The 24,068-nt window shown below is 70.3% G+C and carries 18 protein-coding genes and 1 pseudogene; 6 read left to right on the plus strand and 13 right to left on the minus strand.

Annotation, left to right across the window (positions count from 1 at the left end; all coding sequences use genetic code 11):
- Positions 1–12: 12 nt before the first annotated feature.
- From OG599_RS06640 to OG599_RS06660, 5 genes are all read right to left on the minus strand, one after another.
- Positions 13–402, minus strand: coding sequence for a hypothetical protein (locus OG599_RS06640; protein WP_327175011.1), 390 nt, complete (start codon positions 400–402; stop codon positions 13–15).
- A 263-nt stretch (positions 403–665) separates the two neighbouring features.
- On the minus strand, positions 666–1,433 hold the full coding sequence (gene fabI, locus OG599_RS06645) for an enoyl-ACP reductase FabI (protein ID WP_327175012.1): 768 nt from the start codon (positions 1,431–1,433) through the stop codon (positions 666–668).
- Positions 1,434–1,438: 5 nt separating this feature from the next.
- On the minus strand, positions 1,439–2,158 hold the full coding sequence (fabG, locus tag OG599_RS06650) for a 3-oxoacyl-[acyl-carrier-protein] reductase (RefSeq protein ID WP_327175013.1): 720 nt from the start codon (positions 2,156–2,158) through the stop codon (positions 1,439–1,441).
- Positions 2,159–2,348: 190 nt separating this feature from the next.
- On the minus strand, positions 2,349–3,782 hold the full coding sequence (locus tag OG599_RS06655; RefSeq protein ID WP_327175014.1) for a hypothetical protein: 1,434 nt from the start codon (positions 3,780–3,782) through the stop codon (positions 2,349–2,351).
- Between the two features lie 73 nt (positions 3,783–3,855).
- Positions 3,856–9,150 (minus strand): hypothetical protein, encoded by a 5,295-nt coding sequence (locus OG599_RS06660; RefSeq protein WP_327175015.1) that lies wholly within the window; start codon positions 9,148–9,150, stop codon positions 3,856–3,858.
- A gap of 734 nt (positions 9,151–9,884) precedes the next feature.
- On the opposite strand from OG599_RS06660, the gene OG599_RS06665 reads away from it, so the two are divergent.
- The 3 genes from OG599_RS06665 (at position 9,885) to tyrS (ending at position 14,195) form a co-directional block, all read left to right on the plus strand.
- Positions 9,885–11,408 (plus strand): TldD/PmbA family protein, encoded by a 1,524-nt coding sequence (locus OG599_RS06665; protein WP_327175016.1) that lies wholly within the window; start codon positions 9,885–9,887, stop codon positions 11,406–11,408.
- Positions 11,405–12,799, plus strand: a complete 1,395-nt coding sequence (locus OG599_RS06670) for a metallopeptidase TldD-related protein (RefSeq protein WP_327175017.1) — start codon at positions 11,405–11,407, stop codon at positions 12,797–12,799. Before OG599_RS06665 ends, OG599_RS06670 begins: the two co-directional genes overlap by 4 nt.
- A gap of 127 nt (positions 12,800–12,926) precedes the next feature.
- The gene (gene tyrS, locus OG599_RS06675; protein WP_327175018.1) at positions 12,927–14,195 is read left to right on the plus strand and encodes a tyrosine--tRNA ligase; all 1,269 of its coding nucleotides are present in this window, start codon (positions 12,927–12,929) and stop codon (positions 14,193–14,195) included.
- A gap of 72 nt (positions 14,196–14,267) precedes the next feature.
- Here tyrS and OG599_RS06680 read toward each other — a convergent pair whose 3' ends face one another.
- Positions 14,268–14,546, minus strand: coding sequence for a GlsB/YeaQ/YmgE family stress response membrane protein (locus tag OG599_RS06680; RefSeq protein ID WP_327175019.1), 279 nt, complete (start codon positions 14,544–14,546; stop codon positions 14,268–14,270).
- A 206-nt stretch (positions 14,547–14,752) separates the two neighbouring features.
- On the opposite strand from OG599_RS06680, the gene OG599_RS06685 reads away from it, so the two are divergent.
- A complete protein-coding gene (locus OG599_RS06685; protein ID WP_327175020.1) occupies positions 14,753–15,157 on the plus strand; it encodes a DUF3099 domain-containing protein in 405 nt (134 codons plus the stop codon).
- Between the two features lie 239 nt (positions 15,158–15,396).
- Positions 15,397–15,642 (plus strand): hypothetical protein, encoded by a 246-nt coding sequence (locus tag OG599_RS06690; protein WP_327175021.1) that lies wholly within the window; start codon positions 15,397–15,399, stop codon positions 15,640–15,642.
- Positions 15,643–15,723: 81 nt separating this feature from the next.
- Here the strand turns inward: OG599_RS06690 and moaA are convergent, their stop codons facing one another.
- The 3 genes from moaA to OG599_RS06705 all read right to left on the minus strand — a co-directional run bounded on the left by moaA (position 15,724) and on the right by OG599_RS06705 (position 19,043).
- Entirely contained in the window at positions 15,724–16,713 is a 990-nt protein-coding gene (gene moaA / locus OG599_RS06695; protein WP_327179943.1) for a GTP 3',8-cyclase MoaA, read from the minus strand.
- A gap of 327 nt (positions 16,714–17,040) precedes the next feature.
- Complete coding sequence (locus OG599_RS06700; RefSeq protein ID WP_327175022.1) at positions 17,041–18,681, minus strand: solute symporter family protein; 1,641 nt, start codon at positions 18,679–18,681, stop codon at positions 17,041–17,043.
- On the minus strand, positions 18,678–19,043 hold the full coding sequence (locus tag OG599_RS06705; protein WP_327175023.1) for a DUF485 domain-containing protein: 366 nt from the start codon (positions 19,041–19,043) through the stop codon (positions 18,678–18,680). The genes OG599_RS06700 and OG599_RS06705 overlap by 4 nt, the downstream gene beginning before the upstream one ends.
- A 306-nt stretch (positions 19,044–19,349) precedes the next feature.
- Between OG599_RS06705 and OG599_RS06710 the strand changes: the two genes are divergently transcribed.
- Positions 19,350–20,873: a S8 family peptidase gene (locus OG599_RS06710; protein WP_327175024.1), complete on the plus strand. Its 1,524-nt coding sequence runs from the start codon at positions 19,350–19,352 to the stop codon at positions 20,871–20,873.
- A 62-nt stretch (positions 20,874–20,935) separates the two neighbouring features.
- Here OG599_RS06710 and OG599_RS06715 read toward each other — a convergent pair whose 3' ends face one another.
- The 4 genes and pseudogenes from OG599_RS06715 to OG599_RS06730 form a co-directional block, all read right to left on the minus strand.
- Positions 20,936–21,979, minus strand: a complete 1,044-nt coding sequence (locus tag OG599_RS06715; protein ID WP_327175025.1) for a zinc-dependent alcohol dehydrogenase family protein — start codon at positions 21,977–21,979, stop codon at positions 20,936–20,938.
- 19 nt (positions 21,980–21,998) lie between these two features.
- Positions 21,999–22,721, minus strand: a complete 723-nt coding sequence (locus OG599_RS06720) for a lysoplasmalogenase (RefSeq protein WP_327175026.1) — start codon at positions 22,719–22,721, stop codon at positions 21,999–22,001.
- Positions 22,718–23,620, minus strand: a complete 903-nt coding sequence (locus tag OG599_RS06725; RefSeq protein WP_327175027.1) for a sterol desaturase family protein — start codon at positions 23,618–23,620, stop codon at positions 22,718–22,720. The genes OG599_RS06720 and OG599_RS06725 overlap by 4 nt, the downstream gene beginning before the upstream one ends.
- A 113-nt stretch (positions 23,621–23,733) precedes the next feature.
- Positions 23,734–24,044: pseudogene (locus OG599_RS06730) on the minus strand (VIT1/CCC1 transporter family protein); the annotation flags it as partial.
- Positions 24,045–24,068 lie beyond the last annotated feature (24 nt).

Below are 24,068 nucleotides of genomic sequence, written 5' to 3' on the forward strand. Positions count from 1 at the left end.
CCCGGGCCGCGCTCAGACGGCGTCCGGCGTCGCGCTGTGGGTGACCCAGGCGGTGGCCACCTCTTTCCAGCAGCGGTCCTGGAGCCGGACCGTACGCCCCGGTTCGACGACGACCGCCGCGCCGTCGCCGTCCACGTCCCACCACCGGGTGCACTCCGTGTGCAGCCGGACGTGGTCGAGGGAGGGGTACGGGTTGTGGCAGTAGGCGATCACCAGGGAGCCCTCGACCGTGGTGCGGCACTCCGATCCGGCGGGCTCCGGGGACGGTGCGCGGGTGCCCGAGCCCTCGGATCCGGCGGCTCCGCCCGAGCCTGCGACGTGGACACCGACCGGGACCACGAGGGCAGCGACGGCTGCGGCGGATCCGAGCAGGACCCAGGTGCGGCGACGCGTGGGACGCACGGCGTTCTCCTCCCCGCAGCCTGACCAGAGTCCGGTTCCTCCACATTCTGCGGGGGATCGGCGGTCTTTTCGACCCGGGGAGTCACGGACCGTGCACGGGCGAGCACCCGGACGTGCCCCGTACGCGACTTCCCGGCCCGGTTCGCCCGGCCCGGTTCGCCGTGCGGGACACGCACCGGGACACCGACCGGAACGCGCGTCGGCCGCGCACCCTCCGGAGGAGAACCGGATGCGGGTGCGCGGCCGACAGGGGTCCGTACGGGTCAGGCGCCGATCATGTGCACGCCGCCGTCGACGTGGATGATCTCGCCCGTGGTCTTCGGGAAGAAGTCCGACAGCAGGGCGACGACGCCCCGGCCGGCGGGCTCCGGGTCGGTCATGTCCCAGGCCAGCGGCGACCGGGTGTCCCAGACCTTCGCGAGGTCGCCGAAGCCCGGGATGGACTTCGCGGCCATGGAGCCGAGGGGGCCCGCGGAGATCAGGTTGCAGCGGATGTTGTCCGAGCCCAGGTCACGGGCGAGGTAGCGGGAGGTGGCCTCCAGCGCGGCCTTCGCCGGGCCCATCCAGTCGTACTGCGGCCACGCGAACTGCGCGTCGAAGGTGAGGCCGACGATCGAGCCGCCCTCGGCCATCAGCGGCTTGCAGGCCATGGCGAGCGACTTCAGCGAGAACGCCGAGACGTGCATCGCGGTGGCGACCGACTCGAACGGGGTGTTCAGGAAGTTGCCGCCGAGGGCGTCCTGCGGCGCGAAGCCGATGGAGTGGACGACGCCGTCCAGCGTGCCGAGCTCGTCGCGGACCAGACCGGCGAGCCGGTCGAGGTGCTCGGCGTTGGTGACGTCGAGTTCGAGGACCTTCGCGGGCTTGGGGAGCTTCTTGGCGATGCGCTCCGTCAGGGTGGGGCGGGGGAAGGCGGTGAGGATGATCTCCGCACCCTGCTCCTGGGCCACCTTGGCGGTGTGGAACGCGATGGAGGACTCCATCAGCACCCCGGTGATGAGGATGCGCTTGCCGTCGAGAATTCCGCTCATGGTGATCAGTGACCCATGCCCAATCCGCCGTCAACGGGGATGACGGCTCCAGTGATGTACGACGCGTCGTCGGAGGCGAGGAAGCGGACCGCCGCGGCGACCTCCGCGGGCCGCGCGTAGCGGCCGAGCGGGACCTGGGCGACGATGCCCTTGCGCTGGTCCTCGGTGAGCACCTGCGTCATGTCGGTGTCGACAAAACCGGGCGCGACGACGTTGAAAGTGATGTTCCGCGAGCCGAGTTCGCGGGCCAGCGACCGGGCGAACCCGACCAGTCCGGCCTTGGAGGCGGCGTAGTTGGCCTGACCGGCCGAGCCGAGGAGGCCCACGACGGAGGAGATGAGGACCACGCGGCCCTTCTTCGCGCGCAGCATGGCGCGGTTGGCGCGCTTGACCACACGGAAGGTGCCGGTGAGGTTGGTGTCGACGACGGAGGTGAAGTCCTCCTCCGACATCCGCATGAGGAGCTGGTCCTTGGTGATGCCGGCGTTGGCCACCAGCACCTCGACGGAGCCCTGCTTCTCCTCGATCTCCTTGTAGGCCTGCTCCACCTGCTCGGCGTCGGTGATGTCGCAGCGGACCGCGAGAACACCCGCCTCGGCGAGTTCCTGAGGCGGCTCGCCGGAGCGGTAAGTGATCGCCACCTTGTCGCCGTTGTCGACGAAGGCGCGGGCGATGGCGAGGCCGATGCCCCGGTTTCCTCCGGTGACGAGAACCGAGCGGCTCAACGGATCACCCTTTCCTTGACGGTCTGGTACGTCGAAAACCTATCGGTACGGTGCGGTGTACGGAGAATCGGGCCCTGACAGTGGCTCGTGCGAGGTGCTGTGGGGTTCCCACAGTCGGAACAGCTCATGAGAGGTGTACGGCGCGACTCCGGTTCTCGGGGGACAAGCGTTCACGCCGGAACCGCCGACTCTATTCGGCCCGCAGATCCGCGCTGGTCAGCTCCGCGCAGAGCTCTGCCAGCGTCGCGTCGCGCAGCACCGAACGGTGAGACAGGATGTTCCGCACCTTGACCAGCAGCCGGAGCAACGTGGCCTCATGTTCGGGCAGAGTGACAGCTCCCTGGCTGTGCGCGCGAATGAGTTCGCCCACCTGCAGCTCCAGGAACGCGCGCTGCGGCCAGTCCCGGAGGAACGGCGATGGCCTCTCTAAGTACTGGTTCACCACAGCTTCGACGGATCGGTTCAGGTGCCCCAGAGCACGCTCGGCAAGGCGATGCCGGACCTCCTCGATCCAGGGCAGCACGACTCTCTGCTGTGCCTGGGCGACAAGCGAGCTCAACCTGGCTCTGCCGTCGCCGGACACCTTGCCGGCCGGGTCCGCGGGAAACCACATCGCCGGGTGCAGTCGCAGACGACCGTCCCAAGACGCCACGGCACCCCCGGCCCAAGCTTGACGGATGTCCGGACTTGGCCGGTGCCGGGCACCTGTCCGAGCCAGCGTCTTCGACAAGGCAACAGGGGGCACTGGTCCAACCGCCAAGCTGTCCCGCAACGCCCTTTCCAGGGTGCCTTGTCGACCGTCCCACCGCAGAACAAGCCGCTCTGCCAGGTCGATATCCGGGCCACAGATTTCAACCACGGTCTCTGACCTCAGCTCCCGCAGCAGGCGGTTGCGCAAAGCGTCCAGTTCCCTGGTCGGTACCCCGCCGTCCTCCTTCAGACGGGGTTCGATCGCGACAGAGACGTCCAGTCGGCCCAGCGCCCCCCACCACCAGTGAACGGCCGTGACCGTATGGTCGAGGTGCGCGGAGTCCGACATCGCCGCAGGCACATCCTGCAGGCGGGCAGCCACGAACAGCCGCGGCCTCACGCCGGGGGGCAGGTCCGCCGCGGCCACGGCGGAGTTCAGAGTCTGGTGGAACCGCTCGATTCCAGCGCCTCTGGGAGACGAGTCCTCGGGCTCCGCCCAGGCCCGTATCCCGATCACGTACGGCTCGTTCCGGGCCTCGGAGACGAGTCCATCGACCAGGTTTTCGACCGGAATCGATAGTTCTTTGGCGATCCTCGCGGTCAGTTCGTCCTCGGCCCCCCGCACGGACGACGCCTGGGCCAGGGGCGCCTGAGAGACGGGAACGGCCGCCCTCTCGTCCCAACCGAGGTCGAAGCCGTCATCATAGGTGTCCAAGTAGGGGAGCTGATCCAAATCCTCCAGCCACGGGTCTCCTCGCCGGTGAACTTCAGCCCCCTTCACGATCGCCCCCACGTCCGTCACGGCGGAGGGAACATCGACGAACATGGGAAGGCAGGAGGCAGCGCGCCGGTAGAGCTCGTCGGCACGTCCTGACTCGACGAGTCGGTCGGGCAAGAGCCACAGGCAGTTCCGGCCGGCGGCGAGGTCGGCCACCGCGTCACGCGCCCATCGGCTCACGCCCGGGAGGTCCGCCCAAGCCGAGGAGTCGTCCGCTCCTTCCCGCACCTCACTTCTCCCCGTCGGCGGCCTTGGACCGCACCGCGCGATAGGTCACCGGCTCCACAGCGAACCCCTGGTCCGTCCGGTCCAGAAGGCCGAGCTGGTCCAGCCTGGACAGCCACTGATCGGTGTCGGACTCGTCGAGTTCCACGGCTGCCTGGACATCGTCGAGCGGAGCACCCTGCCCCTCCTCCACGTAGCTCGTCCAGTACGTCATGAGTTCGAGATCTCTCGCACTCAGTCCGGCCCTACCCAGGTGTTGCTCGAAGTTGGAAGGCTTGGCGATCACACTCCGGATTCGCTCGACCGCCTGATCCAGCGTGGACCCGTGCACCGAGACATCCGTCACCGCGGCCTCCATCCAGTGAGGCCAGCCTCCGGTCGCAGCGACGAGACGGTTCCGGTCTTCCCGCGAGACGAAGGGGCATTCGGACCAGGCTCGCAACGCGTCGGCGGTCCATCTCTCCGGGCGCAGGTGCCGGACGGAAAGTTCTTCCGCGGTATCGGCCGCGATCACCTCACCCACCGTCGCGGCGTCGGCGACAACCACGGCCGAACGGTTCATGGTGCTGCTGGAACGGCGGGCCGCCTGCCGGACGAGGTCGTCGGAGGCCGGACCCGCGTGGGCGACGAGGGCGAACACCGAAGTGCGCAGTTCCTCGGCGGAACTCCCCCGAAGGTCGGCTATCAGCACGTGGGATTTGCGGCGGGTCTGGTTGAAGAGGGACATGAGGTCTTCGCCCCGTGCGTACTTCAGCGTCACCACTCCGCGGTTTTCGGCGAAGGCCGCGACAGCCTGCCCCACCAGGTCGGGCCGGAAGAGCTCGGTCGTCCCGATGACACTGACGCCGGGCTGTGCCGTGTCGTGGAGCTGTTCCTCCGTCAGAGGGCTGTACCGCTGGACGCTGTTCTTGTCACGCCCCAGAACCCGCCGCGCCGCCCTGGGGTTGTAGTCGTACGGCAGGCCGAACTCGGTCTCCTTCAATTCGAGTTCGAGTTCCTCGCGGGTACCCAGCATGTTCACCACGTTCGGGCTGCGCACCGCGAAGCGGGAACGGTCGCCCATCTGTATGAGCAGCCCCAGGCCGACCATCTCCGTGAGGAAGATCTGGGCCTGCTTGGCACTCAGCATCTCGAACCCCTGGGGCCACGCCTCGCGCGCCTCCTGCAGCAAGGCCGCCGCGGTGTAGTCGCCCCGGTAACCGTCCTTGAGGCTGCGCAGGGCGATGACGAGCGCGAGCACCCGATAACGGTCCTCCAGGTTGATCGTGAACCTGAGACGCTCCGCGATCTGGCGGCGGACCGTCTCCGAGGCGGCGACCTTCTGTACGTCCTCCCCAGTGATCCGGACAGGCCCGTCCGAGAAAACGTAGGCGCGCGCGTGCAGCACGCGGACCAGCTCGCGGCAGAAGATCTGCACCAGATTGGCCTGGTAGTTGGTGATGGCGAGGATTCGCCACACCAGTTCGGCGCGCTCGAACTCGTATCCCAACGCGGCCATCGGCTCGGTGACGAGGCGTACAGCCGCGTGCTGGCCCAGGGGGCCGACCAGTACGTCGGGCCCTCCGTGCACGGTGGAGACATTGGAGAGATGGCCGAACCGCTGGACCTGGTGCAAACCGGCAAACACGATCTTGAATCGGCGCTCGGTCTGCTCCATGAGCCTCTGGAACCGCATCACGTTCGGGAACGTGGACTCGCTGCCGACGCTGAACGCCCTGCGGGAGTCGGTGTTGAGAAAGGCGTCGGCCTCGTCCGCGAGCACCAGGACCCGACGCGTGTCGTCCTCGTCGAGCCATGCGCGAAGGTTCTTCACCACGACCTCGGGGCTCGCCTGCTCGGACATCTTGTTGGTGAAGACCCCCTTTCGCTTGAGGTCCTCCACCAGGCGGCTCCAGATACGCTCGGGCGCCTCCGCATGGCCAATCTCCGCCTTGAGCAGGTCGAGGTAGACCGCGACATGTGAGTCGGCCCGGCTCGGGAAGATCTCCGCAACCCTGCGCAGCAGGGCCGACTTGCCCAACTGCCGGCCGCCGTAGAGGAACATCCCCCCCTCGCGTCCCATGACCTCCCTCATCTCGTCGTCCCGCCCGTAGAAGACCTCGGGGGGCACGAGGCCGGCCACGAAGGGCGTATAAGGGTTGTAGGCCGCCCATGGCAGGGTCACCCGCTGGAGCGAACGGAAGGCCCCCGGCGCACGGACCGCCATCCAGCCCATGACCGCCGAGTCGATCACGAGTGCCTGCTGCGCGAAGGAGCGTGCCGACTCCGCGAGGCTGCGACGCCCCTCGGCTCCCAGCGGATGCAAGTACAGAACGATGTTGGCGCCCACGTCCGCGTCCTCCAGATGGGCGAGCGGGCCGTCGGCCGGCTGCTCCTCCCAGACCAGAAGGACCGTGTACGCCGTGGCGCGCGAACCCAGCGCGGCGACGTAGCCGGCGCGTTCCGCCACATTCGCCCGCACCTTGAACCGGCGCATGCCCTGACCGAGTGCAACCCGGTCGGCAACCAGCTGATTCCCGAAGAGTTCGAGGCCCAGCAGCCTGAGCACACGTGGCACGTGCTGTTGCCACTCGCTGCCGCGCCCCTGCTTTCCGCACAATGCGCGCCAGGAATCCAGTCCCGCTCGTGCCGCCTGGGTCAAGGAGGTGGCCCCGTCCGAGTAGAACGTCGCCCACCACTGGGCATCCACGCCGTCCCCGCCTGCCCGGGGCGCGTCCGGGGCCACCACTCCGGAGAGGAACTCACCGAGCTCGGCGCCGCTGTCCGCGAGGCGTTCGGGCAGGGGCTGATGGCTCGACGCGAGGGCGAGGAACTCCTGCGCCGTCACCGTGTCACCCTCATCAATGAGCCGCGCGATGCGCTCGTGGCCCACGGCGTCCAGCGTGTTGTCCGGGTCCCTGCGCAGTTGCGCGAGATCCTCGCGCAGGACGCGGGTGGACTCGTCGACCAGATGCGTCAATTCGTCTTCCAGCGTCTGGAGGGACGAGAGGGCGAATCGGTAGCGCCCTTCCTCCTCACCGTCGGCGAATTCCTGCAACCGACCGGCGAAGTCCCGCTCCCTGTCCGGCGCGAGCTGGTTGAGGGTACGCATCTGCGCGAGCAGCCCGGCAGCGGCGCGATGGCGCAGCAACAGCTCTCGACGCCAGTCCTCGTGTGCCTGCACCAGGCGCTGCTGCGCGAGGTCGGCCCAGTCGGGGTCGGCTCCGTACACCGCCGGCTCCCGCTCGACCACGCCGATCAACGCCTTGGCGAGATGGAGGTCGCCGTTCACGAAGTAGCGGCGGAGCGCGGCCTCGGCGTCCTTGGGAGCGAGCAGGGCTGCCATACGCCGTGCCGTTCTCGGGTCGTCCAGGTCCGGACGGCCGTCCGGCATGCGCAGCAGTTCCGGAAGGCCGAGAAGGCAGTCGTCCGAAGGGACCAGCCCTCCGTTCTCACGAAGGCGCTCGGCATGCTCGGTGACGGCGGTGAACTCGTTCGCCAGCCATCTCCGCAGCAGTCCGAGGGCAGCCCCGCCCACTCCGACCGGGTCGTGTTGGTCCGCCAGCTCGCGTACCGCCAGCTCCAGCCCGGGGATACCCCGCTCGGAGGCACCCTGCTGGGGCCGGTTCGCCACCGCGGCGGCCTCCGCGCGCATCATGACCTCGCCGACGGATTTGCACGCCGAGTGGAGCTGGCGCAGGGCGCCCGCGGTTATCGGCTCCTTCGCCTGCTTGGAGGTCCGGAAGAGCGCGTCGGTCTCCTCGATGAGGCGGTCGACGTCCTCGGGCCGCCAGAGTTGCTCGCCGACCGCCCGAAAGCTGTCATCCCGGGTACGGTCGGCGTCCGCCGACCACTCGATGACCTGATTCAACGCCTGCCGGAGCCGCCCGGACGGACCGATCAGGTGCTTGAGAACCTGCGATGCCCGCTGATACTTCATCTTGCGCCGCGGAAGGTCGTCCAGAAGCTGCTTGGCGGTCCGGCTGATCTCCTCCCGGGTATCGGCCTCCAGTTGCACCTCGTCGGGCTGCTGCATGCCCGGCTCGAAGACCCTGCCGTCGCGAACCGCGGCCACCATGACGCTGAGCAAGTGCTGCCACTGGCCGTTGAGTCCCGCGGGTGCCACGAACCCCCCGACGAGGACGTGGGGCCACCGTGTGGTGACCCCGGTACGCAGCGCCGCGGCCAAGGCCACCAGATATGCCTCGCGGTCCTCCGTGGCCAGAGCGGGGTCGAACTCGTGGGCGATCTGGACCGGCGTTGCCTCGGTGTCGGACGAGCACCCGAACGCGGCAGCGGCGAAGGCGAGCGCCCGCGCCCGTACGGGGGTCTCGGCGGAGGCGGCGGTCAGCCAATACGCCTCCGCCACGGCTCCCGTCCGCAGCAGGCGCACGACGGGCGACTCGGCGCCCGTGTCCCAGGGGAGGCGCGCGTCCCAGTCCGGCTGATCGACTCCGTCGGGCCAGGGCTCGTGGTAGGTGGTCTCCTCCTCGGACGCCTGGACCCGCGCCGACTGCTTGGCCGCAGATTCCGTGTCGGTCCGCTCCTCGGTGGCCTCGGCCCCTTCGTTCCGCAACGCGTCCGCGCCCCGCTCCAGCGGCGTGAGCGGGGCATCGGGGGGCGCTTCCCCGGTCCCGGACAGTCGCGCGTCAGCCACTCGGGTGCCGGGGGCGGGCGCCGGTCCGCTCTCAGCCTCTCCGGCCGCTTTCGCCACGGCCTCCGGGACCAAGTGCGCTCCATGCTCCGGAGTCTCCTCGGCCACAGGCTCCGCGGACGGCGCAGTGTCGGCCGGCCGCTCCTCGGCAACCTGTTCCGGTGCTCGCGCCGTGGCGCCGTCGTCTCCCGGGTCCTGGTCCGCCGGATCGGCCGCCTCCGTCGTGGCCGCCGCGTCGGTGTCCGGGATGGAAGCGGCGCCCCCGCCGAGCTCCTCCATCCGCCGCTCCACGCGGTCCAGATGACGGCGGAGATCGGCTGCCTCGTCCTCGTCGGCGAGTTCGAGGAGCGCGGTGTAGCTAGCCGCCTTGCGCTGCAGCGCTTCGAGCTGCGCCAGGGTGGCTTCGCGCAGCCGTGCGAGGTCCGACTCCGCATGGTCGTATCCGGCGTCGGCAGGCCATGAACACCCCTCAGCGGTGAGTTGCTCTCCCGCAAGCGTCCGGGCTTCAACCCATCGTTCCGCAGCCTCGGTGAAGCCCGGTTCGGGCAGAGTCCCCTCCTCCACGGCGACTGCGGCCGCTCTCAGTGCCTGGGCCAGAAGTCGGCCGGACTCCTGCAACTCCGTCAGCAGATCCTCAGCGGTCGGGCCACCTCTCGTGCGGGCCACAGCCTCATTCTCTCCTTCAGGTGTTTCAGGAACCCCGGATGACATTTCCGTGGCCTGTTCTGGCTGGTCTACGTCGTCGCACACGGACCCAATGTCGAAGTCGGGCGGAGGGGTGGCATCCGCCTGTGAGCGCAGCTGTGCCTCGTTCTCAAGAGCCAGCCCCGCAGCCGGGAGCTCCCCCATCTCGGGGGAGAGCATGCCGTACAGGGCGCATCGCGCGAAGGGAGGTTCAATCACGAGAAGCATCTGTGACAGCTGCTCCAACGTGGGGTCTTTGATGACAGATCGAGGTAAGCCGACTTCGACGTCCAGGACTTGACAGAAGCGCTCGATCGCACAGGCTCCCACCCGGAGCAGCTGCGGTTCCCGAGCCTTGGTCACCCACACGCGCACGGCGTGCGCTTCCTTACGCGTCGGGAATCCGCGCTTGCCCTGAACCTCCCCGTGAGAACAACTCCTGCTCCTCAGGCAGTGATGCCACGACAGGAGCGTGCGCAGTTCGTGCTCCTCCAAAGAGGAAAGCCATGCCTTGAATCCCCGTGCCCACCCGTGCATGCGTCGAATCCTCTCACCGCGTGAGCGTGAATTCCATAGACATCATCAGATATTCGTACCGGAAGGTCGCCTTCCGATTGTGAAGGTGCCTGTGGCTTTCTGGATGCGCGGCAAGGACGGGACATGGTTCACTGCCGAAGCGACAGTCAGGGATGAAGCCCTTGAAAGGACAGGCCGAAGTGCCCCACGAGGTAGATCAGTCGTTTCTCGCCCTGCCCCTACGGGCCCTCGCCGACGCCGCCCTCGCGCGGGCCCGCGCGCTCGGTTCCACGCACGCGGACTTCCGCTTCGAGCGGGTGCGCAGCGCCTCCCTGAGGCTGCGCGACGCCCGCCTCTCCGGGGCCTCGGACTCCACCGACCTCGGATTCGCGGTGCGGGTCGTGCACGGCGGGGCGTGGGGGTTCGCGTCCGGTGTGGACCTGACGATGGACGCGGCGGCGAAGGTGGCCTCGCAGGCCGTCGCCATGGCGAAGCTGTCGGCGAAGGTGATCGCGGCGGCGGGCTCGGACGAGCGGGTGGAGCTGGCGGACGAGCCGGTGCACGGCGAGCGGACCTGGGTCTCCTCGTACGGCATCGACCCGTTCTCCGTACCGGACGAGGAGAAGACCGGGCTGCTCGCCGAGTGGAGCGGACGGCTGCTCGGGGCGGAGGGGGTCGCGCACGTGGACGCCTCGCTGACGGCCGTCCACGAGAACAAGTTCTACGCGGACACCGCCGGCACGGTCACCACGCAGCAGCGGGTGCGGGTGCATCCGCAGCTGACGGCGGTGTCGGTGGACGGCACGACGGGCGAGTTCGACTCGATGCGGACGATCGCCCCGCCGGCCGGCCGCGGCTGGGAGTACCTGACCGGCACCGGCTGGGACTGGAACGCCGAACTGGAGCGCATCCCGGGGCTGCTCGCCGAGAAGATGCGGGCGCCGAGCGTGGAGGCGGGGAGGTACGACCTGGTCGTCGACCCGTCGAACCTCTGGCTGACGATCCACGAGTCGATCGGCCACGCCACCGAGCTGGACCGGGCGCTGGGGTACGAGGCGGCCTACGCGGGGACCTCGTTCGCCACCTTCGACCAGCTGGGGAAGCTGGCGTACGGCTCCCCGGTGATGAACGTGACGGGCGACCGGACGACCGAGCACGGACTCGCGACGATCGGTTACGACGACGAGGGCGTCGAGGCTCAGTCCTGGGACCTGATCAAGGACGGCACTCTCGTCGGCTACCAACTCGACCGGCGGATCGCCGAGTTGACCGGCCTCGGCCGGTCCAACGGGTGCGCGTACGCCGATTCGCCGGGCCATGTGCCGGTGCAGCGGATGGCCAACGTCTCGCTGAAGCCCGACCCGGGCGGGCTCTCCACCGAAGACCTGATCGGCGGGGTGGAGCGCGGGATCTACGTGGTCGGCGACCGCTCCTGGTCGATCGACATGCAGCGCTACAACTTCCAGTTCACCGGGCAGCGGTTCTTCCGCATCGAGAACGGCGAGCTGACCGGTCAGCTGCGGGACGTCGCCTACCAGGCGACGACCACCGACTTCTGGGGCTCGATGGAGAAGGTCGGCGGCCCGCAGACGTACGTGCTCGGCGGCGCCTTCAACTGCGGCAAGGCCCAGCCGGGCCAGGTCGCGGCGGTCTCGCACGGCTGCCCGTCCGCTCTCTTCCGGGGCGTGAACATCCTCAACACGACGCAGGAGGCGGGCCGATGAGCCGCGTGACCAAGCCGTACGAGATCGTCGAGCGCGCCCTCGAACTGTCCACCGCCGACGGCTGCGCGGTCATCGCCGACGAGGCGTCCTCGGCGAATCTGCGCTGGGCGGGCAACGCCCTGACCACCAACGGCGTGACCCGGGGCAGGACCCTGACCGTCATCGCCACCGTGGACGGCTCCGAGGGGACGGCCTCGGGGGTCGTCTCGCGCTCCGCCGTCACGGCGGACGACCTGGAACCGCTGGTACGGGCGGCGGAGGCGGCGGCCCGCGCGGCGGGCCCCGCCGAGGACGCCCAGCCGCCGGTCACCGGCGTACCGGTGTCCCCGGACTTCTCCGACGCGCCCGCCGAGACCGGCTCGGACGTCTTCGCCGACTTCGCGCCGGCCCTCGGCGAGGCCTTCGCGCGGGCCCGCGCGGGGGGCCGGGAGCTGTACGGCTTCGCCCGCCACGAGATGGTCTCCACCTACCTGGGCACCTCGGCCGGGCTGCGGCTCCGCCACGACCAGCCGACCGGCACCCTGGAGCTGAACGCCAAGTCGCCGGACCGTACCCGGTCCGCGTGGGCCGGGCGGGCCACCCGGGACTTCAAGGACGTCGATCCGGCGGCCCTCGACGCGGAGCTGGCCCGTCGCCTCGGCTGGGCGGAGCGGCGGATCGAGCTGCCGGCCGGCCGTTACCAGACCCTGCTGCCGCCGACGGCCGTGGCCGACCTGCTGATCTACCAGCTCTGGTCGTCGACCGCCCGGGACGCCGCCGAGGGCCGGACGGTGTTCTCCCGCCCGGGTGGCGGGACCCGGCTGGGCGAGACGCTCTCGCCGCTGCCGCTGACCCTGCGCAGCGACCCGCACGCGCCGGGGCTGGAGTCGGCCCCGTTCGTGATCGCGCACTCCTCGGGGGACGAGGCGTCCGTCTTCGACAACGGGCTGCCGCTGGAGTCGACCGACTGGATCGCCGGCGGACGGCTGGAGCGGCTGACCACCACCCGGCACACGGCGGCCTCGACGGGCCTTCCGCCGGCCCCGGCCATCGACAACCTGCTGCTGGAGGGCGGCGGTGAGCGGTCGCTGGACGAGATGGTGGCCGCGACCACCGGCCGGGCGCTGCTGCTGACCTGCCTCTGGTACATCCGGGAGGTCGATCCGGCGACGCTGCTGCTGACCGGGCTGACCCGGGACGGCGTCTACCTGGTGGAGGACGGCGAGGTGGTCGGCGAGGTGAACAACTTCCGGTTCAACGAGTCGCCCGTCGACCTGCTCTCCCGCGCCTCCGAGGCGGGCCGCACCGAGCGGACGCTGCCGCGCGAGTGGGGCGACTGGTTCACCCGCGCCGCGATGCCCGCGCTGCGCGTCCCGGACTTCAACATGAGTTCGGTGAGCCGGGGGGTGTGAGCGGGGGTGTCCCGGGCCCCGCTCCGCAAACCCATCGGGTGCGGCCCGGGACACCGCTTAGACTGGCCGGGCGTGGGCCCACCAGGCACGGAGGCCCCTGTTCACTCGCTGAAGGAGACACGGAACCGTGACGGACATCGTCGACGAGCTCAAGTGGCGCGGGCTGTTCGCCCAGTCCACTGACGAGGACGCCCTGCGCAAGGCTCTTGGCGACGGTCCGGTCACCTTCTATTGCGGCTACGACCCGACCGCGTCCAGCCTGCACGTCGGCCATCTGGTCCAGGTCCTCACCATGCGCCGGCTCCAGCGGGCGGGCCACCGCCCGCTCGCGCTGGTGGGCGGGGCGACCGGTCAGATCGGCGACCCGCGGCCGACCGCCGAGCGCACGCTGAACGACCCCGGGACCATCGCCGCCTGGGTGACCCGGCTGCGCTCGCAGATCGAGCCGTTCCTCTCCTTCGAGGGCGAGAACGCCGCGGTCATGGTGAACAACCTGGACTGGACCGCCGGCATGTCCGCGATCCAGTTCCTGCGGGACATCGGCAAGCACTTCCGGGTCAACAAGATGCTGACCAAGGACTCCGTGGCCCGCCGCCTGGAGTCGCAGGAGGGCATCAGCTACACCGAGTTCAGCTACCAGCTGCTCCAGTCCATGGACTTCCTGGAGCTGTACCGGCGCCACGGCTGCGTCCTCCAGCAGGGCGGCAGCGACCAGTGGGGCAACCTCACGGCGGGCATCGACCTGATCCACCGCCTGGAGCCCGCGGCGACGGTGCACGCGCTGGCGACCCCGCTGATGGTCAAGGCGGACGGCACGAAGTTCGGCAAGACCGAGGGCGGCGCCGTCTGGCTGGACCCGGAGATGACGACCCCGTACGCGTTCTACCAGTTCTGGCTGAACGTCGACGACCGTGACATCTCCCCGTACATGCGCATCCTCAGCTTCAAGTCACAGGCCGAGCTGGAGGAGCTGGAGAAGGTCACCGAGGAGCGTCCGCAGGCCCGTACGGCGCAGCGCGCGCTGGCCGAGGAGCTGACGACCCTGGTGCACGGTGCCGACCAGTGCGCGGCCGTCATCGCCGCGTCGAAGGCGCTGTTCGGCCAGGGCGAGCTGGGTGAGCTGGACGAGGCGACGCTGGGTGCCGCGCTCTCCGAGCTGCCGCACGCGAAGGTCGCCGAGCCGGCGCCGCTGGTGGACCTGCTCGTCGAGGTCGGTCTCGCGCCGAGCAAGTCGGGTGCCCGCCGCACGGTGAACGAGGGCGGCGCCTACCTGAACAACGTCAAGATCACCGACGGCGACGCCCTGCCCGCCGCCGAGGACCTGTTGTACGGCCGGTGGCTGGTGCTGCGCCGGGGCAAGAAGAACCTCGCGGTGGTCGAGATCGCCGCGGGCTGAACCCTTGCGAACACGGCGGAGGCCGGGCACGCGTCACGCGTGCCCGGCCTCCGCCGTTCGTGCTGTCCGGGATCAGGTTCTCTGTTTGCCGTGTCCCCGGATCGACTGCCAGACCACGTCGCCGACACCGACCACCGCCACCGCGCCGATCAACTGGAGTACATGCCGGATCCAGTCGATGCCCTTGGTGTCCTCGACGCCGATCCAAGCCGCGACGGCGTTTCCGAGGATGCTGCCGATGATGCCGAACACGGTCGTCAGCCAGAGCGGGATGTCCTGCTTGCCCGGAATGATCGCCTTCGCGATCAGACCCAGCACCAGGCCCACGATGATCGCCCACAACCAGCTCATACCGCCTCCTCGAACTGCGCGTCATGCGCATATGGGCTCAAGTGTCGTGTGCGGGGGCCTTTCGCGCATGTCGGGCGATGCCGAACGGGGGCGGGCGGGGGCGCGGTCGGCCCACCCGGTCTCGATCGCGGAGTCTGCCGGGCGTACCTTGGGAAAGCCCCTGGCCCGGTCCGGGGCGTCCGGCACAGCGAGCAGGCGGTGGAGACATGATGGGCAAACGCGGCGAGGCGGAGGTCTTCCGGATCACCGGGGCCCGGCAGGGGCTGGCCGACGACGTGCGCGGCCGGCAGCGCCGGTACGTGATCTCGATGTCCGTGCGGACGGTGTCGGTGATCCTCGCCGCGGTCCTCTGGAACGTCGAGCGGCACATCTCGATCGTGGCGCTGGCCCTGGGGCTGCTGCTGCCGTACGTGGCGGTGGTCATCGCCAACGCGGGCCGGGAGAACACCCCTTCCCTGCCGTCCACCTTCGTGCCCGCACCCGTGCTGCCGGCCCTGGAGTCGGGCGTCGGAGCGGGAACGGGCGGCGCGCCGGGCGCGGGTCACGCCTCCGAGGACCGCGCCGGGACCGGTACGGACACGGCCACCGGGGCCGACGGCCGCCCCCGGTAATCCGCACGGGCAGGGACGATTTCCCCGTCGGGCAGAGCTCAGAAAACCTCAACTCAATCGTGGAGTTCCTGTGCACCCCGACAGGGCGTGCGTGACATACTTCTTCATGCGCTCCGCATCCCCCGTCGGAGCGAGAGACCGACGCCGAGCAGCTCCCCCCGTGGCTGCTCGGCGTCGTTTTTTCTCTCCCTCCGGACGCGCGCGGAGGCGGCCGCACCGGCTGTTTTAGGGTGGAGGCCGTGAACTTCCCCCTGACTTCCGCCGAGAGCGACACCGGTACCCCCATCTGCTCCGCCAAGGGCTGCCGCGCGGACGCGGTCTGGGTGCTCGCCTGGAACAACCCCAAGCTGCACACGCCGGAGCGCCGCAAGACCTGGCTGGCGTGCGAGGAGCACCGCGAGCACCTGTCGCAGTTCCTGGGCGTACGGGGTTTCCTGAAGGACGTCGTGGCGCTGGCCGACTGGGAGGCCCCGGCCGAGGGCTGATCCCCGATCCCCCGGTCGAGGGCTGATCCCCCGGTCAAGGGCTGATCCCGGCACGCGGGCCGGCGGGAGCGGTACGCCCCCTCAGCCGCCGATCGAGGACATCGGCCGGTCGGGCTGCAGGAAGGACGGGTCGTCCAGGCCCGATCCCGCCTTCTTCCCCCACATCGCGACGCGCCAGAGCCGGGCGATCTCCTCGTCCGGTGCGCCGGAGCGCAGCGCGCCCCGCAGGTCGGTCTCCTCACGGGCGAAGAGGCAGGTGCGGACCTGCCCGTCGGCGGTGAGCCGGGTGCGGTCGCAGGCCCGGCAGAACGGGCGGGTCACCGAGGCGATGACCCCGACGCGGTGCGGGCCGCCGTCCACGGTCCAGCGTTCGGCGGGGGCGGAACCGCGGGTCCCGTCGTCCTCGGCGGTGAGTGCGAAGCGGGTGCGCAGCGAGGCGAGGATGTCACCGGCGGTGATCATGCCGTCGCGCTTCCAGCCGTGCTGGGCGTCGAGGGGCATCTGCTCGATGAAGCGCAGCTCGTAACCGTGGGCGACCGCCCAGGCGAGCAGGTCGGGGGCCTCGTCGTCGTTGAGTCCGGGCATGAGCACGGAGTTGACCTTGACGGGGGTGAGGCCCGCCTCGTGCGCGGCGGCGAGTCCGTCGAGCACGTCGCCGTGCCGGTCGCGGCGGGTCAGGGTCTTGAAGACGTCGGGCCGCAGGGTGTCGAGGGAGACGTTGACCCGGTCGAGCCCGGCGGCCTTGAGGGCGGCGGCGGTGCGCTTGAGGCCGATGCCGTTGGTGGTGAGGGACATCCGGGGGCGGGGGGTCAGCGCGGCGCACCGCTCGACGATGCCCACCAGCCCCGGGCGGAGCAGGGGCTCTCCGCCGGTGAAGCGCACCTCGGTGATGCCGAGCAGTTCGACGGCGATCCGGACGAGCCGGACGATCTCCTCATCGCTGAGCAGTTCGCTCTTGCCGAGCCACTGGAGGCCCTCTTCGGGCATGCAGTAGGTGCAGCGGAGGTTGCATTTGTCGGTCAGGGAGACACGCAGGTCGGTGGCGACCCGGTCATAGGTGTCGATGAGCATGTGCGCCCCTCCCCCGATGGCGTTCACGGCGTGTCCGTGATCCGGTCCTGTCTCTTCTCCTCCGAGACTACGCGAGCCGGGCGGCCGGACCCCGCGCACGGTGGTCGTGCACACCGTGGTTCCCCTCACCGTGGTCGTGCACACCGTGGTTCCACGACCTGCCACGCTCCGCCACGACCGGCGCCGGTCACGTCGTGAGGACTCTACGACGTGACCGGCGCGGCGGGGACGTACGCGATCCGTACGGTTGTGTGAACTCCTGCGCGTGCGGACTCCTGCGCGTGTGGGCTGGCGCGGGCCGACTCGCGCGCGGGCGGGCTCGCGCGCTCAGTGCGCGGCGACGCCGGTGAGGGACTTGACCTCCAGCTCGGCGTACTTGCCCTTGTCGGGCTCCTCCTTGGAGAGCAGGGTGCCGATCAGGCCGAGCAGGAAGCCCAGCGGGATGGAGATCAGGCCGGGATTCTCCAGCGGGAACCAGGCGAAGTCGACGTCCGGGAACATCGAGGTCGGCTTGGAGGAGACGACCGGCGAGAAGAGCACCAGCAGGACGGAGGAGGCGAGCCCGCCGTAGATGGACCAGAGGGCGCCCTGGGTGGTGAAGCGCTTCCAGAAGAGGCTGTACAGGATCGTCGGCAGGTTGGCGGAGGCGGCGACGGCGAAGGCCAGGGCGACCAGCCCGGCCACGTTGAGGTCGCGGGCCATGGCGCCGAGGCCGATGGAGACGATGCCGATGGCGACGGTGGCCCACTTGGCGGCGCGGACCTCCTCCTTCTCGGTCGCCTTCCCCTTGCGGATGACGTTGGCGTAGATGTCGTGGGCGAAGGACGAGGAGGACGCCAGGGTGAGTCCGGCGACCACGGCGAGGATGGTGGCGAAGGCGACGGCGGAGATCACCGCGAGCAGTACGGCTCCGCCGGTGGAGCCGGAGCCGCCGCCGATCTCCAGAGCGGCCAGCGGGGCCGCGGTGTTGCCCGCCTTGTTGGAGGCGATGATGTCGTCCGGCTTGAGCAGCGCGGCGGCGCCGAAGCCGAGCACGATCGTCATCAGGTAGAAGGCGCCGATGATGCCGATGGCCCAGTTGACGGACTTACGGGCCGCCTTGGCGGTGGGCACGGTGTAGAAGCGGATCAGGATGTGCGGCAGTCCGGCGGTGCCGAGGACCAGGGCGATGCCGAGGGAGAGGAAGTCCAGCTTCGAGGTGCCGGTGGCGCCGTACTTCAGGCCGGGCTCCAGGAAGGCGGAGCCCTTGCCGCTGTTGGTGGCGGCGGTGCCCAGCAGGTCCGAGATGTTGAAGTGGAACTTCAGCAGGATCAGGAAGGTGATGAGCAGGGTGCCCGCGATCAGCAGGACGGCCTTGACCATCTGCACCCAGGTGGTGCCCTTCATGCCGCCGATGGTGACGTAGACGATCATGAGCAGGCCGACCAGGGCGACGATGGCGATCTTCCCGCCGTCGCTGGTGATGCCGAGGAGCAGCGAGACGAGGACACCGGCCCCGGCCATCTGGGCGAGCAGGTAGAAGATCGAGACGACGATGGTGGAGACGCCCGCGGCGGTGCGTACGGGGCGCTGGCGCATGCGGTAGGCGAGGACGTCGCCCATCGTGTAGCGGCCGGAGTTGCGCAGGGGTTCGGCGACCAGGAGCAGGGCGACGAGCCAGGCGACGAGGAAGCCGATGGAGTAGAGGAAGCCGTCGTACCCGAAGAGGGCGATGGCTCCGGCGATGCCGAGGAAGGACGCGGCGGACATGTAGTCGCCGGAGACGGCGAGTCCGTTCTGGAAGCCGGTGAACTGGCGTCCGCCCGCGTAGAAGTCGGCGGCGCTCTTGGTCTGGCGGCCGGCCCACACGGTGATGCAGAGGGTCGCGACGACGAAGACCGCGAAGAGGGTGATGATCAGCGTCCGGTGGTCGCTCGCGCCTTCGGCGGCGAGCTGGACGGCGGGGTGCACGACCTGGACGGCGCTCATGCGTCGGCCTCCATACGGGACTTGATGGCCGCCGCCTTCGGGTCGAGCTTGGTGGCGGCGTGGCGGGAGTAGAACCACGCGATGAGGAAGGTCGTGGCGAACTGGGCGAGCCCGAGGACGAGCGCGACGTTGATGTTGCCGGCGACCTTGGTGCCCATGAAGTCGCCCGCGTAGTTGCAGAGCAGGACGTAGACCAGGTACCAGGTGACGAAGGCGACGGTCAGCGGGAAGGCGAACGACCGGTGCGAGCTGCGCAGTTCGGCGAACTCCGCGCTCTCCTGGACCTCCAGGTAGGCCTCGGTGGTGGGCTGGTCCGGACGGGTGTCCGTACCGGGCTCGGGCGGCGGTGCATCGGTAGCCACGGATTCTCCTCGCGACGCGGGTGCAGTGATGGGCGACGTGATCGGTTTCATGGGGAACCTCCGCTGGAATCGGTCGTGCGACTCCCCTGACAACGGCACGTGCGGCGCGACGAAGCGGTTCACTCCCGCTTTCGGCCGTCGTGGATGACGTGAAAGCACCCCGAACGGCCCGCATAGATCACCCTTCGAACTCGTTTGCCTCAATTCATTGATGCGTGGCGATGATCGACGCTAACTTCACTGGTCATGTACCCGACCAGACACGCAAGGTGTCCGGCCGGCTGATACGGATGATGTGGAGAACCCATGGCTCATCTGGCATCCAGGCGCGTACGTGCAGTCGCGCTGCCCGTAGGAATCGCGCTCACCGCTTCCCTCGGCTTCCTTCCGGCCACCACCGCCTCGGCCGCGTCGGCCCCGGCCGTGTCGCTGGACGGCCCGAAGCTCAGTTACGTCGTGAACACCGAAGGCAGTCACAAGACCGTCGAGCAGGTCGAGAAGGCCATCGCGAAGGCCGGCGGCACGATCGTCGTCGCGTACGACCAGATCGGCGTCATCGTCGTCCACTCGCAGAACCCCGCGTTCGCGGAGACCATCCGCCAGGTGCGCGGTGTCGAATCGGCCGGCGCCACCCGCACCAACCCGATCGTCCCGCAGGCGACCACCGACGTGGGCGCGGCGGCGCAGCCGCTCTCCGCGGCGGAGGCTGCCGGGGCGGCCGAGGGCGCGACCGCGTCCCAGGACCCGCTGGAGCCCTTGCAGTGGGACCTGCCCGCCATGAAGGCGGACAAGGCGCATGAGATCACCCTCGGCAGCAGGAACGTCACGGCAGCCGTGATCGACACCGGCGTCGACGACACCCACCCGGACCTGGCGCCCAACTTCGACGCGGCGGCCTCCGCCAACTGCGTCTCCGGCGCCCCCGACACCACGCCGGGGTCCTGGCGCCCCGCCGCGGGTGAGAGCGACCACGGCACCCACGTCGCCGGCACCATCGCCGCCGCGAAGAACGGCATCGGCGTCACGGGCGTCGCCCCGGGCGTGAAGGTCGCCGGGATCAAGGTCGCGACCTCGGACGGGTTCTTCTACACGGAGGCCGTCGTCTGCGGCTTCGTCTGGGCCGCCGAGCACGGCGTCGACGTGACGAACAACAGCTATTACACCGACCCGTGGCTCTACAACTGCAAGAACGACCCCGACCAGGGCGCCCTGGTCGAGGCGCTCGGCCGGGCCACCCGCTACGCCGAGGGCAAGGGTGTCGTGAACGTCGCGGCGGCCGGCAACTCCGCCGAGGACCTGGCGGCCAAGTCGATCGAGGACACGACGAGCCCCAACGACACCGTCACCGAGGACCGGGTCATCGACCCGCGCACCTGCCTCGACATCCCAACGATGCTGCCGGGTGTGGTGACCGTCTCCGCGACGGGGGCGAAGGGCCTCAAGGCGTCCTACTCGAACTACGGTTACGGCGTGGTCGACGTGGCCGCCCCCGGCGGTGACTCGACGATCTACCAGGCGCCCCAGGCCCCGGCGACCAGCGGCCTCATCCTGTCGACGCTGCCGGGCGGCGCGTACGGCTACAAGGCCGGTACGTCGATGGCGACCCCGCACGTCGTGGGTGTCGTGGCCCTGATCGAGTCGAAGCACCCGCACGCCTCGCCCGCCGCGGTGAAGGCGCTGCTGGCCCTGGAGGCCGACGCCACCGCGTGCGGAGCCCCCTACGACATCGACAGCGACGGCACCGTCGACGCGGTCTGCAAGGGCGGCAAGGCGTACAACGGCTTCTACGGAGCCGGCAACGTGGACGCGCTGGACGCGGTCCGCTACTGACAGCGCTCGGACGGAGAGGCCCGGAGCGCGGACGCGCTCCGGGCCTCTCCGGCGTTCGTTCCCTACGGCTTGACGAGGACCTTCAGCGCGGTGCGCTCGTCCATCGCCTTGTATCCGGCGGGCACCTCGTCCAGGCCGACCGCCAGGTCGAAGACCGGCGCGGGGTCGATGGTGCCGTCCAGCACGTCGGGGAGCAACTCGGGGATGTACGCGCGCACCGGGGCGACCCCGCCGCGCAGGGCGACGTTGCGGTTGAACATGTCGCCGAGGTCCAGGCCGGTGCCGCTGCCGTGCGGGACGCCGACGTAGCCGACCGCCCCGCCGTCGCGGGCGATGCCGAACGCGGTCCGCATGGACTGCTCGGTGCCGACCGCCTCGATGACGCTGTGCGCGCCGGCGCCGCCGGTCAGCTCGCGCACGGCGGCCACGGCCTCCTCGCCGCGCGCCGCGACGACGTCGGTGGCGCCGAAGGCGCGGGCGATGTCGGTACGGGCGGTGTGCCGGCCCAGCGCGATGATCCGGTCGGCGCCGAGGCGCTTGGCGGCCATGACGCCGCAGAGGCCGACCGCGCCGTCGCCGACGACCGCGACGGTGGAACCGGGCTTCACCCCGGCGCCCACGGCGGCGTGGTGGCCGGTGCCGAGCACGTCGGAGAGGGCCAGCAGCGCGGTGAGCAGCCGGTCGTCGGAGGCGGCCTCGGCGGGGAGCTTGACGAGGGTGCCGTCGGCGAAGGGGACCCGGACGGCCTCGCCCTGGCCGCCGTCGGAGCCCTCGGAGCCCCAGAACCCGCCCTGAGGGCAGGAGGTGTGGAGGCCGTCGGCGCAGTAGGCGCAGGTGCCGTCCGACCAGACGAAGGGGGCGACGACGAGGTCGCCGGCGGCGAAGCCGGTGACGTCGGAGCCGGCCTGCTCCACGATGCCGAGGAACTCGTGGCCGATGCGCTGGCCGGGCTTGCGGGCGGACTCGCCCCGGTAGGCCCACAGGTCGCTGCCGCAGATGCAGGCGCGCAGCACCCGGACCACCACGTCGGTGGGCTGCCGGACGACCGGGTCCGGCACTTCCTCCACCCGGATGTCGTGCGGGGCGTGGATGACGGTGGCGCGCATGTGGGGGTCCTTGCTGCTTTCAGGCGGTTTCAACCTTTCCACGGTACGCCCTGGCCCGCGTGGGCCTCCGGATGCCCCCGAGGCCGTGACCGGCGGGCGCTCCGAGGGTCAGCAGGAGCTGGGCGGCGAGGTAGGTGAGCATGACGAGGAAGTCGTGGCCTGGCGGCTGCGGCCGGCCGGCGACCCCGATGGCGATCAGCGAGTCGGAGAGCAGGAAGAGCGCCCCGCCCGCGGCGGCGTACCGGCCGAGGGCGCCGGAGCGCCAGGCCATGGTGGCGAGCAGCAGGCTGTACCCGGCCATCGGCAGGCGCATCCCGGCCGGGAGGTCGCCCCACATCGCCACCAGGAAGGCGGTGAGCAGGGCCGCGTAGACGCCGCCCGCCGTCCGCGGGGCGGGCGCCCGGCCGAAGAGCCGGAGGTAGCAGAGGTGTCCGGCGGCGAAGGAGCCCATGCCGAGGAGGAACGCGGTGTCGTGGTCCACCATCAGGGCCACGTCGCCGCCCCATCCGAACAGCAGCGCGGCGATCAGCCACCCGGGTCCGCCCCGGACGGCGGCGTACGCGGCGAGCAGCGGCATCAGCAGCGGCTTGGCGAGGAGGTGGACGGTGTCCGCCCCGGCGAGCAGCCCGCCCAGGTCGGCGGCCGACACCACGAGGTACCCGGCGAGCAGCAGGGGCGCGATCCGGCCGGACCGCGCGTGACGCGTCTCACCCCCGGGGCCGGCTCCCGCGCGGCCGGTCATCCGGTGGTCCCGGCGACCGGCGGGTGCTGCGGGGCCGGGACGGTGGTGGAGGCGCTGCTGGAGGCTCCGGCGGGCTGCCAGCCGGGACCGCGGAAGACCCGTCCGGCGCGCTCGCGCCAGCTCGTCGCCGCGCGGACGTCCCGGGCGATCGCCGCGTACTCGTGGGTGGCGACGCGCAGCGGGTTGTGGGTGGCGATGTTCTTGGTGAGGCCGTAGACGGGCCGTTCGGTCTCCTCGGTGAACGATCCGAAGGCCCGGTCCCAGAGGATCAGGATGCCGCCGAAGTTCCGGTCCAGGTAGCCGCCCTGGGAGGCGTGGTGCACCCGGTGGTGGGAGGGCGTGTTGAGGACGTACTCGAAGGGGCGGGGCAGCTTCCCGACGCGTTCGGTGTGCACCCAGAACTGGTAGACGAGGTTGGCCGACTGGCAGAAGGCGAGCGCGGCCGGGTGCACCCCGCAGGCGACCAGCGGCAGGTAGAAGGGCCAGACGGTCGCGGAGGTCCAGGGCTGGCGCAGCGCGGTGGTGAGGTTGAACTTCCGGCTGGAGTGGTGGACCACGTGGCAGGCCCACAGCAGGCGGATGACGTGGTGGCCCCGGTGGGACCAGTAGTAGAGGAAGTCCTGGGCGAGCAGCATCAGCGCGACCGTCCACCACAGGACGGGGACCCGCAGCGGGGTGAGTTCGTACAGTGCCGTGTAGAGCGCGACGATCGGGATCTTCCACAGCAGGTCGAAGCCGAGCGAGCCGAGCCCCATGGTCACGCTGGTCGCCGCGTCCTTGGCGTCGTACCCGGCGGTGTCCTCGTCGGGATGGAGGCGGTAGCTGGTCATCTCGACGACGGTGAGCAGGACGAAGGCCGGCAGGGACCACAGCACGACATCGGGCAGGTTCGGCTCCATGCGATGACCGTAGGGCCGCCGAAGGGTGGTCGGACAGACGTTGTTACCACCAAGTAAGAAGGGTCAACCACCCCTGTTGTTTGGTGAGTTCCTCCAAAGCGGCCGTATCGGGTTCACACCCCCGCCATCCCCGGCAGCGTCCCCGCCGGGTAGGTGACGCCCATCGCCACCGCTCCCCCGCCCGTGGTGCGCAGCACCGCCGGGCCCACCGGCGCGTCGCCCGGGCGGGCGCTCCGCCGGCCGGTCGCGGTGAGGGCGACGAGCACCGACACCACGGTCACCGGCAGCCGGTACGAGGACGGGGGCAGCACGATCGCGAGCAGCTGCAGCAACGCGCCGTGAACGCGAGGAAGCTGGCGCCCGCCGCGTGCCAGGGGTCGGTGAGCTCGTCCGGGGCGATGCCGAGCTCCACCTCGGCGTGGGCGGGAGGACCCGTACCGCATCGGGG

The organism is Streptomyces sp. NBC_01335 (assembly GCF_035953295.1).
In the GTDB taxonomy this organism is placed as follows: Bacteria; Actinomycetota; Actinomycetes; order Streptomycetales; family Streptomycetaceae; genus Streptomyces.

What these genes read in the sequence shown, in the direction of transcription:
- fabI (WP_327175012.1), bottom strand. Translation starts at nt 1,433, where the DNA reads ATGAGCGGAATTCTCGACGGCAAGCGCATCCTCATCACCGGGGTGCTG.
- OG599_RS06670 (WP_327175017.1), top strand. Translation starts at nt 11,405, where the DNA reads ATGAGCCGCGTGACCAAGCCGTACGAGATCGTCGAGCGCGCCCTCGAA.
- OG599_RS06680 (WP_327175019.1), bottom strand. Translation starts at nt 14,546, where the DNA reads ATGAGCTGGTTGTGGGCGATCATCGTGGGCCTGGTGCTGGGTCTGATC.
- OG599_RS06685 (WP_327175020.1), top strand. Translation starts at nt 14,753, where the DNA reads ATGATGGGCAAACGCGGCGAGGCGGAGGTCTTCCGGATCACCGGGGCC.
- moaA (WP_327179943.1), bottom strand. Translation starts at nt 16,713, where the DNA reads ATGCTCATCGACACCTATGACCGGGTCGCCACCGACCTGCGTGTCTCC.
- OG599_RS06700 (WP_327175022.1), bottom strand. Translation starts at nt 18,681, where the DNA reads ATGAGCGCCGTCCAGGTCGTGCACCCCGCCGTCCAGCTCGCCGCCGAA.
- OG599_RS06710 (WP_327175024.1), top strand. Translation starts at nt 19,350, where the DNA reads ATGGCTCATCTGGCATCCAGGCGCGTACGTGCAGTCGCGCTGCCCGTA.
- OG599_RS06715 (WP_327175025.1), bottom strand. Translation starts at nt 21,979, where the DNA reads ATGCGCGCCACCGTCATCCACGCCCCGCACGACATCCGGGTGGAGGAA.
- OG599_RS06720 (WP_327175026.1), bottom strand. Translation starts at nt 22,721, where the DNA reads ATGACCGGCCGCGCGGGAGCCGGCCCCGGGGGTGAGACGCGTCACGCG.
- OG599_RS06725 (WP_327175027.1), bottom strand. Translation starts at nt 23,620, where the DNA reads ATGGAGCCGAACCTGCCCGATGTCGTGCTGTGGTCCCTGCCGGCCTTC.